This window comes from Streptomyces ambofaciens ATCC 23877, from assembly GCF_001267885.1.
In the GTDB taxonomy this organism is placed as follows: domain Bacteria; phylum Actinomycetota; class Actinomycetes; order Streptomycetales; family Streptomycetaceae; genus Streptomyces; species Streptomyces ambofaciens.
In genome coordinates this window covers 8,021,198-8,037,215 of the sequence record NZ_CP012382.1, presented here as the reverse complement: position 1 = coordinate 8,037,215, position 16,018 = coordinate 8,021,198, and the positions used below count along the sequence as shown (strand labels likewise).

10 protein-coding genes are annotated in these 16,018 nt (G+C 72.3%); 7 read left to right on the top strand and 3 right to left on the bottom strand.

What is annotated here, in order from left to right:
- Positions 1 to 75: 75 nt before the first annotated feature.
- Entirely contained in the window at positions 76 to 1,011 is a 936-nt protein-coding gene (locus tag SAM23877_RS34890) for an SDR family oxidoreductase (RefSeq protein WP_053141842.1), read from the bottom strand.
- Between the two features lie 488 nt (positions 1,012 to 1,499).
- Entirely contained in the window at positions 1,500 to 1,646 is a 147-nt protein-coding gene (locus SAM23877_RS39835) for a hypothetical protein (protein ID WP_159042041.1), read from the bottom strand.
- Between the two features lie 262 nt (positions 1,647 to 1,908).
- Between SAM23877_RS39835 and SAM23877_RS34885 the strand changes: the two genes are divergently transcribed.
- The gene (locus SAM23877_RS34885) at positions 1,909 to 2,220 is read left to right on the top strand and encodes an ArsR/SmtB family transcription factor (RefSeq protein WP_053143180.1); all 312 of its coding nucleotides are present in this window, start codon (positions 1,909 to 1,911) and stop codon (positions 2,218 to 2,220) included.
- Between the two features lie 176 nt (positions 2,221 to 2,396).
- On the opposite strand, the gene SAM23877_RS34880 is transcribed toward SAM23877_RS34885, so the two are convergent.
- Positions 2,397 to 9,779 (bottom strand): type I polyketide synthase, encoded by a 7,383-nt coding sequence (locus SAM23877_RS34880; RefSeq protein ID WP_053141840.1) that lies wholly within the window; start codon positions 9,777 to 9,779, stop codon positions 2,397 to 2,399.
- 157 nt (positions 9,780 to 9,936) lie between these two features.
- Between SAM23877_RS34880 and SAM23877_RS34875 the strand changes: the two genes are divergently transcribed.
- From SAM23877_RS34875 to SAM23877_RS34850, 6 genes are read left to right on the top strand one after another with little or no spacing between them, the layout of a single operon-like run.
- Positions 9,937 to 10,965, top strand: a complete 1,029-nt coding sequence (locus SAM23877_RS34875; RefSeq protein WP_053141838.1) for a 3-oxoacyl-ACP synthase III family protein — start codon at positions 9,937 to 9,939, stop codon at positions 10,963 to 10,965.
- On the top strand, positions 10,962 to 11,903 hold the full coding sequence (locus SAM23877_RS34870; protein ID WP_244903044.1) for an alpha/beta fold hydrolase: 942 nt from the start codon (positions 10,962 to 10,964) through the stop codon (positions 11,901 to 11,903). The genes SAM23877_RS34875 and SAM23877_RS34870 overlap by 4 nt, the downstream gene beginning before the upstream one ends.
- Entirely contained in the window at positions 11,900 to 13,477 is a 1,578-nt protein-coding gene (locus SAM23877_RS34865; protein WP_053141833.1) for an AMP-binding protein, read from the top strand. Before SAM23877_RS34870 ends, SAM23877_RS34865 begins: the two co-directional genes overlap by 4 nt.
- Positions 13,474 to 14,514, top strand: coding sequence for an NAD-dependent epimerase/dehydratase family protein (locus tag SAM23877_RS34860; protein ID WP_063796806.1), 1,041 nt, complete (start codon positions 13,474 to 13,476; stop codon positions 14,512 to 14,514). The genes SAM23877_RS34865 and SAM23877_RS34860 overlap by 4 nt, the downstream gene beginning before the upstream one ends.
- The gene (locus tag SAM23877_RS34855; RefSeq protein ID WP_053141831.1) at positions 14,478 to 14,738 is read left to right on the top strand and encodes an acyl carrier protein; all 261 of its coding nucleotides are present in this window, start codon (positions 14,478 to 14,480) and stop codon (positions 14,736 to 14,738) included. The genes SAM23877_RS34860 and SAM23877_RS34855 overlap by 37 nt, the downstream gene beginning before the upstream one ends.
- Positions 14,735 to 15,964, top strand: coding sequence for a beta-ketoacyl-[acyl-carrier-protein] synthase family protein (locus tag SAM23877_RS34850; protein ID WP_053141829.1), 1,230 nt, complete (start codon positions 14,735 to 14,737; stop codon positions 15,962 to 15,964). The genes SAM23877_RS34855 and SAM23877_RS34850 overlap by 4 nt, the downstream gene beginning before the upstream one ends.
- Positions 15,965 to 16,018: the final 54 nt, after the last annotated feature.

Below are 16,018 nucleotides of genomic sequence, written 5' to 3'. Positions count from 1 at the left end.
CACGGCGACCAGCGGGACGGCAGAGCATCGGCCGGCTCGAGCGGAGACAGCCTGAGCACGTGACGATCCGGTGGCTCAGCGCCTGGCTCGGCGGCGCAGCAGCGCGTAGCCCGCACCGGCAAGTCCCGCGGCGGCCATCGCCTTGCCCACGCGATGACGGCTCGCCCACACCTGCGGGTCGAAGGTGTGGGCCTGGTCGTCGAACACGCCGTGGGCTCCGTAGTCCGTATTCTCGTCCGCCGGTGCAAAGAGGTTGCCGTGCCCCTGAGGCTGCGGGCGGGCGTCGGTCTGCTGGGAGTCGAAACCAGTGCGCGCCAGATAGTGGTCGAGCAATCCGGGCACGACAGCGTTGGCCAGCAGCGTCAGTGCTGTGGACGTCCCGACCCAGTACTCACGTCGCCGGGGGTGGTCCGCGGCGCGCAGCACGGCGCGTGCGGCCAGCTCCGGCTGGTAGATCGGCGGCACCGGCTGGGCGTGGCGCGGCAGGTGCGTGCGCAGCCACGTGAACTGCGGGGTGTTGACGGCCGGCATCTGCACCATGGTGACGCGAACCGCCGACTTGTCATGCAGCAGTTCGCAGCGCACCGACTCGGTGAAGCCCTGGATGGCGTGCTTGGCTCCGCAGTACGCGCTCTGCAACGGAATGCCGCGGTAGGCGAGCGCGGAGCCGACCTGCACGACGGTGCCCCGGTCCCTGGGCACCATGCGGTCCAGCGCCGCCCGGGTGCCGTGCACGTAGCCGAGATACGTCGACCTGGTCGCTTGCAGGAAATCGTCGGGGGACACGTCGGTGAATCTGCCGAAGGCCGCCGTGAAGGCGTTGTTCACCCAGACATCGACCGGACCGAACTCTTCCTCGACGTGACGGGCGGCCCGGTCGACCTGCTCCCATTCGGCCATGTCGGTGGCGATGGGCAGCGCCTGCCCGCCGGCCGCCCGTACGTCGGCCGCCACCGCGTCGAGTCCCGCCCGGCCCCGGGCGAGCAGCGCCACTCGGGCGCCGCTGCTGATCGAGGAAGGCCGGACACCACAGGGCGCTGACCCCGTTCGGACGCTCTTGCGTGCACATGCCGGAGCTGGTTCCGGCTGGGATTAACCTGGCCGGCCAACTCGACAGGCGCCCAAGGCGGAAGCCTTACGGTGCGCTCGTCGTACCCCGCCTGCAGATGGTCGTCGTCTACCTGCAGGCGGCCGTCGCCAAGCCCTCGCACGAGGAATGGCAGAACGGCATGTCATGTGATATTCGGGAACAACCTCGCGTTCGGCCCCGCACCCTGGCTCGACACTCTGGTCGCCCCCGTCATCTCCGCCTCGCTCGGTGTGGCGACCTGGCCATCGCTTTGATGACGGGCCTGTGCAGTTTCGCCATGGCCATATCCGCAGGCATCGTCGTGCTGCGCCGGCCACTCGGCTCAACGATCCGCGCCTCGGCCCCGGGACAAGGCAGAACCAGACGCTGCCCAGGAGCGAGAACAGGGACAGGAGCCCACACCCCAGGCTCAGCCGCAATAGCTATTGTCGGGTGCGGGGGCAATCGGCTGTCCGCCCCCGCACCCATAGGTGTGGGGGAAGTCCTTGGTGGTGTCAACGTCGTACTTGCAGACCACCGGGCCGAAGCCGTCCTCCGCGCCGCCGAGGATCATCACCTTGATGGGCGTTCCTCACGGAGGCATCGGCTCTCTTCGCACCTCCCCACGCGAGGGGTAGATTCCGGGCTGGGTCAGAGAGTCATGAAGGGCGAGTGCTCGGTAAGCAGCAGCCTGCGCAGCGACAGACGGATGCGCAACAGAACGCGGCGACGCGGCGACGCGGGTACAGACACGGATCCCCCAGCAACGGTAAGGTACGCATGGCTGCGTACCTCGCTTAAGGTACGCAGCCATGCGTACCTTGTCGAGGGGTGAAGTGATGACGGACAGCGAGTTGACGCACCCTCGCGCTGAGGAGTTGGAGGTGGGGCCCATCCTTTTGGCGCTGGCCGACGCGAACCGGCGTCGAGTCGTTGCGCAACTAGCTGAACAGCCAAATGAAGAGCGGCTGTGCGCTTCCTTCGACCTGCCAGTAGGCAAGTCCAGCCGAACACGTCACTGGCGAGTGCTCCGCGAGGCAGGGCTGGTGTATCAGCGTGACGCCGGGAACGGTCTGTACCTGCGCCTCCGAAAGGAGGACCTGGATCGCCGATTCCCCGGCCTGATTCAGGCCGTGATCGCTGCAAGCTAGGTGAGCGTTCGATTCTCGGTTGCCTGTTTCATTTGCTGCGGATATCTCTCCAGTTGAGGTGGTCTCCTAGTCGCAGGCCAGGCGGCTGTCCAGAAGCCAGCATCGCCAGGTCTTGGTGCCGGCTGCGATTGTCCGCCGTGCCGGGGTGCCCGGCACGGCGGACACCCGCCTTGCCTCTACTGCCGGTCGTCGGCCCTCAGGTCCAGCCGCTGGTGGACCAGACGGGCGAAATGGGCCAGGGTGCGTCCGGTGGCCAGGTCGGCCGGTCCGAGGCGGATGTCGAACAAGTCCCGGGCTTGCATCAGGAACTGCATGCCCAGCAGCGAATCCAGTCCGAAGTCGGTGACGTTGACCGTGGGCTCGAGACCGGCCGGGTCGGCCTGCAGGACACCGGCGAGGAGCTGGGTGATCACGTCGGTGATCTTGCGTACCCCCTCGTCCGCCGGGAGGTCCGCCAGCGCGCTCAGGAGCTCGTTACGGGCGTCCGGGGATGCCGCGGAGGAAGCCGGGGCGAGCGGGGCGAACCGAGGGGTGGCCAGAGCAGGCAGCAGATGGCGTGCGGTCTGCCAGCGGTAACGGCCGGCTCCGGCGACATCGGTGCCGGCGGCCAGAAGGTGGTCGGCTGTGGTCAGAACCTCTGCGGGCGTGAGCAGTTCGAGGCCGCGTCCGGCCATGGCGGCCTCCAGGCCGCTGCGGGCGACGTAGCCGGTTCCGCCGATCGGCCCCCAGGCCAGCGCCGTTCCCGCCCGGCCGGCGCCGCGCCGGGCCCGGGTGAGGGCCTCCAGGTAGGCGTTGGCCGCCGCGTAGGCGGACTGTCCTGGGTTTCCGATGCTGGCGGACACGGACGAGTACGTGAGGAACAGGTCCAGGTCGCGGTCGGCGGTGAGGTGGTCCAGCAGGGTGGCGCCCGCGGCCTTGGGCGCCAGTACGGCGGCGAACCGGTCGTCGGTGAGGTCCGACAGCACCGCGTCGTCCATGTGCATCGCCGCGTGCACGATGCCCCGCAGGGCGTGCCCGGTGACGTCCACGGCGTCGAGGACCCGGCGCAGCGCCGCTTCCTCGGTGACGTCGGCGGCGTGTGCGGTGGCCTGCACATCGCGATCGGCGAGTTCCCGGAGCAGGCTCTGCGCTCCGGCGGTGTCGGATCCGCTGCGGGAGAGCAGGGCCAGATGCCGGGCCCCGCGGTCGGCCAGCAGGTGGGCGGTGGCTGCGCCGAGCCCGCTCAGTCCGCCGGTGATCAGGTAGGTGCCCTCGCCGTCGAGGTGGAGGGAGCCGGGGGCGGGTTCGACGGGGACGGGTTCGTCCAGAGGGTCGAAGGTGACGACGACCTTGCCGGTGTGCCGGGAGTGCTGCAAGAGGTGGAAGGCCTCGTCGACGCGGGCGGCGGGATAGGCCGAGTGGGGCAGGGGCCGGTAGGTGCGGGAGCCGATCGCCGCGCTGAAGTCCTCGACGAGCTGGGTTCGCAGGGAGGGTTCGCCCACGACGGCGTCAAGGTTGAAGCCGATAAAGGTGAGGCTGCTGTGGAAGGGGCGGAGCGTGATCGGATTGTTGAGGAAGATGTCCCTCTTGCCGAGCTCGATGAAGCGGCCGTTGGGGCGCAACAGGTCCAGGCCCTGGGTGATGGCCTCGCCGCTGAGGGAGTTCACCACGACGTCCACACCCTGGCCACCGGTCAGCTCCCGCACTTGGGGGACGAACTCCAGGCTGCGGGAGTCGAGTACGTGCTCGACGCCGAGCGTGCGCAGCAGGTCCCGTTTGGTCTCCGTGCCGGCGGTGGCGATGACGCGGGCGCCCTGCGCGCGGGCGCACTGCAGGACTGCCAATCCCACCGCCCCGGCTCCGCCGTGGACGAGCACGGTCTCCTCGGCACCGAGTCGGGCCTGGTGGACGAGGGTCTGGTGGACGGTCAGGAAGGCGACGGGGAAGGTCGCCGCCTCTGTGAAGCTCATCTCGTCGGGGATGCGTACGACGGAGAAGGCGGGAGTTCTGGCGTGCGAGGCGAGTGCGGCGGGCACGATGCCGCAGACCCGGTCGCCGGGCTTCAGGTCCCCCACCCCCGCTCCCACAGCATGCACGATGCCAGCGCCGTCGGTGCCCAATCCACGGCTGATCGGACTGTTCTCCACCGCCTCGGGCGGGAGCAGGCCGTTGGCTCGCATGGGGTCGCGGTAGTTCAGGGCCACGGCCCGCATCTCCAGTACCACCTCGCCCGGTCCCGGCTCGAGGGCGTCTGCCTGCCGCCAGACGAGCCGCCGGTGCAGGCCCGGGTCACGGGCTTCCAGGATGAACGGCGTACCGGCCGGGACCCCCGCGGGCTCGTCCACCGGGTGCTGTACCTGGCGAGGCACGAACCGGCCCCGTGCGGTCAGAATGATCTCGTCCTCCTGAACGCTCCGGTCGTCGCCGCCGGGTGTGAGTAGTTCGTCGGCCAGGCGGAGGGCGTCGGTGTCGGCTTCACCGGTGCGGTGGCAGGACAGGCGGCGCAGGCACAGGTCCGGGCGTTCGTTGGCGAAGGTGCGGCAGGCCGCCCAGATGGCCGCGTCCACCGGGTGCGCCGGCTGCTCCGGGGCGGGGAAGAGGCCGGTGGGGCGTGTGACGAGCCAGACCTGGGGGCTGGTTTTGCCCACCAGGCCGTCGCAGGCGGTGGCCAGGGAGCGCAGGAGGGCCGCGCGGCGGGTGGTCCGCGCGACGGTCTCGTGCGGGCCGGGTGCGGCGAGCAGCATGACGACGCGCGGATCGGAGTCCGTCGGCAGGGCCGCCTTCCAGGCGGCGGCCTCGTCGGGCGCGGTGATCACGGTGGCCTTGCCGAGGCGGGCGGCCAAAGCTCGCGCGGTCGCCGTCTCGGTGCCGTCCTCGACGGCGATCACCCAGGTGGCGCCTGGGACCGGCCGCGCTGCCTCGGTGGTGGTCACCGCCTGGCTGTGGTCCGCCGCGGCGAGGAGGACGGAGCGGTCCTCGGGTCCGGTCTGCACCGCTCCGGAGAAGCCGCACCGGTTCAGCAGTGGTGCCCACCGGTCCCGGGCGAGGATGCGGGACACGGGACGCAGGGTGTGGTCCCCGCGCTCCCAGAAGTCGTTCAGTGCGCCGTACAGCAGGGCTTGGAGCGGGGCGTGGTGCGGTTCGGTGGCCAGCAGGTGTCCGCCGGGTGCCAGCAGGTTGTGCAGCCGGCGCAGGGTTGCGGCCAGGTCGTGGGTGGTGTGCAGGGCGTCGCCCGCGAGAACGAGGTCGAAGGCGCCCCGGGACAGGCCCTGGTCGGCAGGGTCGGCGTTCGGGTTGAGTGTGCGGTAGTCGACGAAGTCGTGAGCTGAGAAGCGGTGTTCGGCGCGGGTGAGGGTGCTGCGGGTGGGTGCGGTGCAGGTGTAGCGGGTCCGGTCGGCCGGCAGTACGGGCAGGGCCGCGGCCGTCAGGGCGGTGGTGGTGGCGCCGAACTCCAGGACGCGTAGCGGACGGTCGGCGGGCCAGCGGGCGACGATGTCGCCGAGCAGGGCCTGGATGGCACGGTGGGCGAAGCGGTGGGCGGGGCCGGACTCGTGGAGTTGCTCGTAGGCGCTGTCCCCGGCCGGCAGGAGTTCGCGTGCGTCGGCGTGTCCTCGCACCACGTCGGGCAGCCGGCGCAGTTGCCGGTTGAGGAGCAGCGTCTCGGCGCCGTAGGCGGGGTGGTCCTCGACCAGGCCGCGCAGCAGGGCCTCGGCGTGTGGCTGCGCGCCGGTCAGCTGCCAGGTCTGCCCGGCCGGCCGGGCGAGACCGTGCTCGGCCAGCAGGGGCAGCATCAGTCGGGCGAGCCGCCGGTGCCGGGGCTGGAGGCCTCCGGCCACCAGGTCGTCCATCGAGAACGGGGCGGCCGGGTCGGCGAGAAGACCGCGCAGCGTCCCTGCCCAGCAATGGGCGCCGGCCTGTTCGGCGGCTGCTGTGAACCGGTGGTGGCCGCCGTCGTCCAGGGCGGTGTGTGCGGCGGTGATGCGCGGTTCGGCCGCGGCTGCCACCTCGGTGGGCGTGGTGAGCGGCCAGGGCGGGGCGGCGGCGCCCGGGTGAGGGGCGGCTCTCAGGACGGTGCGCTGGACGGTCAGCGGGGTGTGTTCCGCCAGGTGTGCCCGGCGGGTGCGGCAGCCGTCGATCTCGGCGGTGACCGTGCCGTCGGGGTCGGCGTAGGTGATGTCCCAGCACATCTCGTTGGCGCTGCGGTTGCGGCGGCGCAGATGTACGACGCCGGTGGGTGCGGGGGTGCGCCACACGCGTACGGCTGCGAACACGGTCGGGAGGAAGGCGGCGGACTCCCCCCGGGTCTTGGCGAGGGCCACGGTGGCCTGCAACGGCGCGTCGATCAGGACCGGGTGGGCGGTGTAGGCGTCGGCGGGGTGCTCCAGCCGGTAGCTGATCAGCGCCTCCCCGTCGCCGATGTCGATGTGGTCGACGAGCTGGAAGTCCGGTCCGCAGTGCAGACCGATGCCCTGGCTCATGCGGTAGAAGACCGGGCCGTCGACGCTCCGGTCGCAGCGTGCCCGGATGGCGCCGACGTCGAGCGGGGCCGGTGCCGTGCCGAGGAGGGTACGGACCTGTGCGCGTACCACGGGCAGGCACTCACCGCCGTGTTCCTCACGGACGCTGATGGTCACGGCGCCGTCGCCGGAGGTGACCGCGGTCTGCAGGGCGACCGGTGTCGGGTCTGGCCACCGCAGGGACAGCGGGCGGCCGATCTCCAGGTGCCGTACCTCGACCGGGCGGTCCATGGCCCGGCGACCGGCACTCAGGGCCATCTCCACGTAGGCGGCGGCCGGCATGAGGACGTCGTCGCCGATCCTGTGGTCGCCCAGCCAAGGCACCAGTTGTGGCTCGATGGTGCCGTGCCACATGGGGTGCGGGGCGGGCATCCGCTCGCCCACCAGCGGATGGTCCAGCAGGCCGCTGCCGCTGGTGCGGGCGACCAGGTCCTGCGCGTTCCCGTGCCAGTGCCGTTCGTGCTGCCACGCGTAGGCGGGCAGGTCGACCACCCGGCCGGGTCGGGGGAAGTGGTGCCTCCAGTCGGTCGCGGTGTCGGCGGCGAGCGCCGCGGCGACGGCCGCCGCGGTCTCGCGGAGGCCGTCCCCGTCGCGGTGCAGGGTGGGGACGCACAGCGCGCCGGTGTGGCGCAGGTAGGGACGCAGCACCGGGTGCGGTCCGATCTCGACCAGGACGCCGGCGTGCTCGGTGGCGAGGCGGGCGGCGGCCTCGGCGAACCGTACGGGCTCACGGACGTTGCGCCACCAGTACGCGGCCCCGAGTTCGGGCCCGTCCAGCGGGGTGCCGGTGACGGTGGAGACGAACGGGATGTGGGCCGGGGCGGGCCGTAGTCCGTCGAGGGCGTCGAGCAGCGGCTTCCTGATGGGGTCCATGGCCCGGCTGTGGAAGGCGTAGTCGAGGTCGAGTTCGCGGAAGAAGACGCCGCGGACGGTCAGTTCGGCTCCCCAGGCCGCGAGCGCGTCGGCGTCCCCGGCGACGGTCACGTCCCGGTCGCTGTTGAGCCCCGCGATCTCCAGTGCGCCGTCGTGGCGGAGCAGTTCCTCGCGTGCCTGTGCCTCGGGGAGGCCGACGGCGGCCATCCGGCCCCGGCCGGCCGTGGCACCCTGGGTACGGCTGCGTTCGGCGATCACCAGCGCGGCCTGTTCCAGGGTGAGGACCCCGGCGGTGAGGGCGGCGGCGACCTCGCCGACGCTGTGTCCGGTCACCGCCCGCGGGTGCACTCCGTGCGAGGCCAGCAGCGCGGTGAGGCCCACCTGCACGGCGAAGAGGGCGGGCTGGGCGACCTCGGTGCGCTGCCATTTCCGGGGGGAGGGGTGGGCCAGTTCCTTGGCCACCGACCAGCCCAGGTGGGGTGCCAGGGCCGCGTCGGCCTCCTGGACGGCCTCGTGGAAGACCGGTTCGTCCCGCAGCAGGTCGGCGGCCATGCCCGGCCACTGGGAGGCATTGCCGGAGAACACGAACGCGGTCCCGTCCCGCTCGCCGGCGCGCACCATGGCCCCGCTCGCGGGCTCCGCGGCCGTCAGCCGGTCCAGCTGCCGGGCGGCCTCTTGTGGGGCGGCGGCCAGTACGGCGGCACGGTGCGGGTGCGCGGTGCGCCGTACGGTGCTGGTGTGGGCCAGGTCGTAGAAGTCCGCCGGCTCGGTCTTGCGCAGTCGCTCCGCCATACGGGCGGTCATCTGCTTCAGCGCCTTGGCGGACCGGGCCGAGACGACGAGTGGCAGCGGGCGCCCGTGCGGCACCGGGTCCGGCTCGGGCCGGCGGGCGGCGGGCGGCTGGACGACGACGGCGTGGGCGTTGGCTCCGCCGAAGCCGAAGGCGCTCACTCCGACGGCCGCCCTCTGCCCCGGCTCCAGCGGGACGGGGACGGGGGCGATGGCGGGGGCCAGTCCCAGGCCGTCGAAGTCGATGCGGGGGTTGAGGGGAAGGGCGTGCAGGGATGCCGGTACCAGCCGGTGGCGCAGGACCAGGATCGCCTTGAGCAGGCCGGCCATTCCGGCTGCGGGTTCCAGGTGGCCGATGTTCGTCTTCACCGAGCCAATCGGCAGCGGTCCGCGGCTGCGGCGCCGGCCCAGGGCCCGGCCGATGGCCTCGGCCTCCGCCGGGTCACCGGCCTGGGTGCCGGTGCCGTGGGCCTCGACGTACACCAGGTCGTCCGCGTCGATGCCGGCCTCCGCGTAGACCGTGTGCAGCAGCGCCTCCTGCGTCTCGGCGCTGGGCACGATCATTCCGGTGCTGCGGCCGTCGGTGTTGTTGCCGGTGGCGGCCAGTACGGCGTGGACGCGGTCGCCGTCCGCCACCGCGTCCGTGAGGAGCTTGAGAACGAGCACCGCGCCGCCTTCCGCGCGGACGAACCCGTCGGCGTCGGCGGAGAACGCCGCGCAGCGTCCGCGGCGCGACAACATGCCCGCGTAGGAGAATCCGGCGAAGGAGTAGGGGTTGGACAGCACGTTGACGCCGCCGGCCAGGGCGACGCGACCCGGTCCCTCGCGCAGGGTGCGGCAGGCCCGGTCCAGGGCGACCAGGGCGGAGGAGCAGGCTGTGTCCACGGCCATGCTCGGCCCGCGCAGGTCGAAGGCGTACGACATCCGGTTCGCGGTGATGGACAGGGCGGTGCCGGGCATGGTGTGCGGGCTGGTGTGGTTCTGCATCATGGACAGGTTCACGCCGTATGCGGGGTCGGAGACGCCCACGTATACGCAGGTGTCCGTCCCGGCCAGCGACTCGGCGGGAATGGCGGCGTCGTCCAGCGCCTCGGCGGCCATCTCCAGCAGCAGCCGCTGTTGCGGGTCGGTGTGCCGGGCCTCCGCGGGTGACATGCCGAAGTAGGCGGCGTCGAACGAGGCGACGTCCTGGAGGAAGCCGCCGGCAGCGGTGTAGCTGTGGCCCGGCCGCACGCTTCCCGGGTCGACGGTCCGGTCGCGGGGCAGCCGGTCGGCGGGCATTTCGCCGACCACGTCGCGCCCGTCGCGCAGTACGGCCCACAGGCCGTCCAGGTCGGTGATGCCTCCGGGGAGCCGGCACCCTACGCCCACCACCGCCACGGCCCGTTCAAGCTGCTGCATCGCCAAGTCTCCGCCTCTCCACGCCGATCACTGACCCTCGTGCGGATTGAAGAGGACGAAGCGGGCAACGAGAGGAGGAATCCTGGACACAACACTCGTTGTAGTGAATGTCAATACACATACGCCATGCCGGTTTCGCAGCAGCTACGGTGACCCGGTGTCCGAAGCCATCCGTGCCCGTATCGCCGCCGTCTGCGCTCATCTTCCGTCCCGTTACCGGACCTTGGACGAAACCCGTGCCAAGATCACCGAGACGGGTGGCTACGCCCCGCCGCCCGGTCTGCTGGAGGATCTCACCGGTGTGCGCGGGGTCCATGTCCACGAGGACGGCGAGAACTCCTCCGACCTCGCCGTGGCGGCCGCTCGCAGCGCGCTCGAGCAAGCCGGTCTGAAGATCCGCGACGTGGACCTGCTGCTTTTCGCCTCGACCTCGCAGGACCTGATCGAGCCCGCGACCGCTCACCTCGTGGCCACCAAACTGGGCGCCTCCTGCCCGGTGTTCGACGTCAAGAACGCCTGCAACAGCTTCCTCAACGGCATGGAGGTGGCCGCATCGTTCATCGAGACCGGCCGCTACCGCACGGTCCTCATCGCCTGCGGTGAACCAGCCACCCTGGCCACCCGCTGGCACCTCCCCACCCGAGAGGACCTGCTCAGGGCACTGCCCGGCTACACAGCCTCGGACGCCGGCGCCGCGATGGTACTCACCGCCGGCCCCGCGGGTGACGGCGATCCCGGCATCCTGTCCCTCCGGTTCGTCAGCAACTCCCCCGCCTGGGAGGCCTGCACAGTGGCCGGCGGCGGAAGCATGCACCACCTCTCCGTCCATGACGACCACACCACCCTGCGCCTGAACGGGGACCTGTGGCAGAGCGCGCTCGACGTGCTCCCCCGGATCATGGACACCGCCGGGGAAGAGTTCCGGGCGGCGCAGGCCGGCGCCGTCTCCTTCATCGCCTTCCACCAGATCGCCATGCCGCAGTACCGCGAGGTGATCGACCTCTTCTCGCTCCCCGAGGACCGGTGCATGCCCGCGGTGGCCGAGCACGGGAACTGCGCGGCGGCCTCCCTGCCCCTGCAACTGGCTAAGGCGCGGGAGGCCGACCGCATCGAAGGCGGGGATCTGGTGGCGATGATCGGCCTGGCCAGTGGGTTCAGCTTCGGTCTGGCGCTCGTCCGGTGGTGACCGCACGAGCCGGGCACGCCCCGGCACCGGACCGTGCCGCACTGGAACGGCTGATGCCGGGCTACCCCGCGCCCCGGCACTGGCGGCGGGTACCGGTCACCGGCCAGCACTACCTCGACCTCGGCTCCGGCCGGCCGGTGCTGTTCCTGCACGGCAACCCGTCATGGAGCTACGTCTGGCGCAAGCTGCTGCACCGGCTCGCCCCGCACGCCCGCTGTCTGGCCCCCGACCTGCCGGGCTTCGGGCTGTCTCGGCGCCTACGGCCGGCGGACGGAGTACCCGACCCCTACGAAGCGCAGCTGGAAGGCCTGGACAGCCTCCACCGTCACCTGGTGCGGAACGAGGGCCTGCCCGAGCGGGGCTGGACGTTCGTCCTGCACGACTGGGGCGGCCCGCTCGGAACCGCCTGGGCGCTGCGCAACCCGGGCGTCGTGGCCCGGCTGGTCGTCTGCAACACCGTGGCCTTCCCCTTCCCCGAAGGTTTCCGGCTGCCGTTCTACCTGCGCTGGATCCGGGACCACCGGCCAGTCGCCACGTTCGTCCACGCCACCAACGCCTTCGCCCGCGTCGCCGTACGGGCCGGAGTCCACCACCCGATGCTCCCCGCCGAGCGGCGGGCCTACCTGCGGCCCTACGCCCGCCGCGCGGAACGCCGGGCGGTCACCGACGCCGTACGCGCGATCCCCCGCGGCCCCGCGGACCCCGTGTGGCACCTGCTCGAACCACCCGGCGCCGTGGCCGGCTTGGCGGACCTGCCCCTACTCGTTGGGTGGGGCATGCGCGATCCCGTGTTCACTCCGGACCTGCTTCAGGAGTGGGCGCGCCTGTACCCGCAGGCCGTCATCCACCGCTTCCCCGACGCCGGGCACTTCGTCATGGAGGACGCCGCGGCCGAACTGAGCGACCACATCCGTGACTTCCTCCAGGGAGCCCCATGACCACGACCGCCGCGGACTTCGCCGGGCGCCTGGCCGAGCGGCCCGACGCCGTCGCCCTCGTGGAGAGCCGCAAGGGAATCTCGCGGACGACCCGTCGCGGCGAGCTGGTGCGCCACTGCCGCCGCATTGCCCAGGACCTGCGCGAAGCGGGGGTCCGGCCCGGCCACAAGGCCGTCGTGATGACCCGCGACGCCCACGATCTGACCGCCGTCTCGTACGCACTGGTCATGCTCGGCGCCGTACCCGTGCTGATCGAACCACGCGCCGAGGTGGGCCGCTGCCTCCAGGACATCGCCCCGGACGTCTTCATCGGGGAGCCGCTGGCCCACCTGGGGCGCCGGGTGCTGGGATGGGGCCGCCCCCACGTCCGGACTGCCCTGGTCACCGGGTCCGCACCGCTGTCCCCGGGACGGCGGCTGGTCACCCGAACGCCGGCCGACGATGCCTCGCCCCCGCAGGTGCGTGAGCCCGACGGCGACGAGCCGGCCCTCATCGCCTTCACGTCCGGTTCCACGGGACGGCCGAAGGGTGCCGAGTACCGCCACTCCACCCTGGCAGGGCAGCTCGACGCTCTGGCGACATTGATGGACCCCCGGTCCGAGGACGTGCTCCTCGCCGGATTCCTGCCGGTCGCGCTGCTCGGTCCGCTGCTGGGCCTGGCCACCGTCGCCCCGGCGGTGAACCACCTGGCCCCGGCCCGCACCTCGCCGCAGGAGGTCGTCGGGCCCCTCCGGGAACACCGGGCGAGCATCGTCCTGGCCTCCCCCGCCGTCCTCGCCCTGATCGCCCGTCACTGCGCCCGCCACGACCTGACCCTGCCCTCGGTCCGGCAGATCCTGTCCTTCGGGGCCCCGCTGCGCGTAGGTCTCGCCGACGCCCTGCGCAAGGCCGTGCCGGACGACGCCGAGATCCTCAGCGTGTACGGCGCCACGGAGTGCCTACCCGTGTCCGCGATCGGCGACCACGACCTGCGGGCCTCGCGCACCGCGCCGCCCGCCGGGCACGCGGGCACCTGCCTGGGCCGGCCACTGCCCGGCATCCGCGCGCGGATCCTGGAGGCCGACGCCACGGGGCTCGGTGAGATCGCCGTCACCGGCCCCACCGTCAGCCCCACTTACCACGCGCGTCCCGTCGCCGACACCTTCACCAAGAGCGACACCGACCACGGTGTGCTGCACCGCACCGGCGACCTGGGCCGCCTCGACGACGAGGACCGACTCTGGTTCCTGGGCCGCAAGGCCCACCTGATCACCGGCACCGGCTTCACCTTGACCACCGAGGACGTCGAAGCCGCCGCGGACACCGCCCCCGGCATCCGGCGCACCGCCCTCGTCGGCGTGGGTACGGCCGTGTGCCAACTGCCCGTTCTCTGCGTGGAGCCCATGCCCTCCACCCCCCGCGCCCGCGCCCTGGAGGCTGTCCGCGCCGTTCTGAAGGACCACCCGGACGGGTACCGCGTCGGCGCCGTGCTGATCCATACCGCCTTCCCCACCGACCCCCGGCACAACTCCAAGATCGACCGCATGCGACTGGCCGGCTGGGCCGCCAAGCGTCTGCGCGGGAGGGTTCGATGAAGGTACTGGTCACCGGTGGAAGCGGCTTCCTGGGCTTGGAGATCTGCCGTCGGCTGAGCGCACGCGGCGACGTCGCCTCCTCTCTCCACCGCCGCCCCAGCGGCGCACTGCAACAGCTGGGCGTCCACCAGCACCTGGGCGACCTCACCGACGCCGACGCGGTCTCCCGTGCCGTCGCCGGGTGCGATGCCGTCATCCACAACGCCGCCCTGGCCGGCGTCAGCGGCCCTCCGCGGCCCTACTGGGCCACCAACGTCCTCGGCACCCGCCATGTGATCGAGCAGTGCCGCGCCCACGGCGTGCGCACGCTCCTCTACACCTCGACCGCCAGCGTCGTCTTCCGGCCCGGCGGTCTGGAGGGGGCCACCGAGAGCCTTCCCACCGCTCCCCGTCACCTGGCCGCCTATCCCGCCACCAAGGCCCGCGCCGAGGCCCTGGTGCTGGCGGCCCACGGCCCGGAGCTGGCCACCGTCTCACTGCGCCCGCACATCATCTGGGGCCCCGGCGACCCCCATTTCGCCCCCGTTCTCGCGCGCGCCGTGCGGGCCGGCCGCCTGCTGATGCCCGGTGACGGCGCCAACCTCATCGACACGACCCATGTCCGTACTGCCGCCCACGCCCATCTGCTCGCCCTGGACAGCCTACGGCGATCACCGCAGACGGCGGGCGGCCGCGCCTACTTCATCGGTCAGGGCGACCCCCGTCCGCTACGCGAGATCACCCGCCACTTCCTGCGGGCCGCCGGCATCGACGCCCGCTGGTGCGCCGTACCGCCCCGGCTCGCCACCATAGGGGCCGCGGTCGGCGACACTATCCTGCGCGCGGCACGCAGTACCCGCACCCACGCCCTGAGCCGCTTCCTGGTCGCGGAGCTCCTGCATCCGCACTACTTCGACCTCACCGCGGCCCGCCGTGACCTCGACTTCGCACCGCCGGTCGGATTCGACGCCGGTATCGCGGAGCTCTCCCTCTCCATCCCGAACGACAGCGAGGAGACACCGTGCCGGACACCTACGACACCATCCGCTCCATCCTGAACAGCGCCTTCCGTGTCCCTGATGACGAGATCCGGCCCGACCTCACGCTGGGGCAACTGGATCTGGATTCCCTGGCCCTGGCGGAGCTGGTGCTCATCGTGCACGAGCGCTTCGGGGTGAAGATCGACAGCGCGTACGCCTCCCGGAGCACGACCGTCGCGCAGGTCGTCGACCACCTCGACACATTGCGCGCGGGTGGCACCGGGGCGGTGACGTCCTCGTGACCGAGCCCGTCGCCGTCACCGGTCTCGGCCTGATCACTCCCGCCGGGGAGAACACCGGCGCCACCTGGGACACGGTCTGCCGCGGCGCGGGCACCGCGGCCGCACAGGATCCAGCGCTGGCCGGCCTTCCCGTGGGATTCTCCTGCCGCGTCCCGCTGTCCCGCGACGACCTGGACCGGCGCGTGGGCCGCACCGCCTGGCGTATGTCGCACAACGCCGTGCTGGCGGTGCTCGCCGCCCGCGAGGCGGTGCACGACGCCGGCCTCGACGCCCCGACGTGGGACGGCGACCGGGTCGCCGTCGTCATCGGCTGCGGGCTGGGAGCGGACGCGGTGCGCGAGGAACAGGCCAGGCGGCTGACGGAACGGGGCGCCGACATGGTCTCCGCTCTCACTATTCCCCAGATCATCCCCAACATGGCGGCCGGAGAGGTCTCCATCGACCTCGGGGCCCGCGGCCCCAGCCTCGCCCCGGCCACCGCCTGCGCTTCTGGCGCCACTGCCGTCGCCGTCGCCCGCGACCTCCTCACCGCCGGCCGGTGCGACGTCGCGGTGACCGGAGCCACCGAAGCCGCCGTCACCCCGCTGTTCACCACGGGCTTCTGGCGAGCCGGCGCGCTCTCCCGGCGCGCCGACGCGGTCACCGGCGCGTCCCGGCCCTTCGCCGCCGACCGTGACGGCTTCGTCATGGCGGAAGGCGCCGGCGTCCTCGTACTGGAGCGGGCCGCGGACGCGGCCACCCGCGGTGCCCGTGTCCGCGCGCTGCTGGTGGGCTGCGGCAGCACCTCGGACGCCCACCACCCCACCGCGCCCGCCCCGGACGGCCGGGGTGCGGAGGCGGCCCTGCGCACCGCTCTGGCGGACGGGGGTCTGGCTCCGCACGACGTCGACCACGTCAACGCCCACGGCACCTCCACACCGGCCAACGACGCCGCCGAGTCGGCCCTGATCGCCCGGGTGCTGCCGCACCGCCCCAGTGTCACCGCTCCCAAGGGCGTGCTCGGCCACAGCCTGGGCGCGGCGGGCGCCGTGGAAGCGGCGCTGACCGTGCTCACCCTTCAGCACGGCACGGTGCCCCCGATCGCGAACCTGGACGCCCCGGCTCCGGGGTTCGACATCGACTGCGTCACCAAGGAGCCCCGCCGGCAGGACGTCCGTGTCGCCGTCAGCCACTCCTTCGGCTTCGGTGGACACAACGTCGTCCTTGCTCTGACCAGGGTCTCCTGACTGGTTCGGCGGCCGGCCGGGAGAGGCTGGGCGGCGCGGGGAACGGCGGGCCCG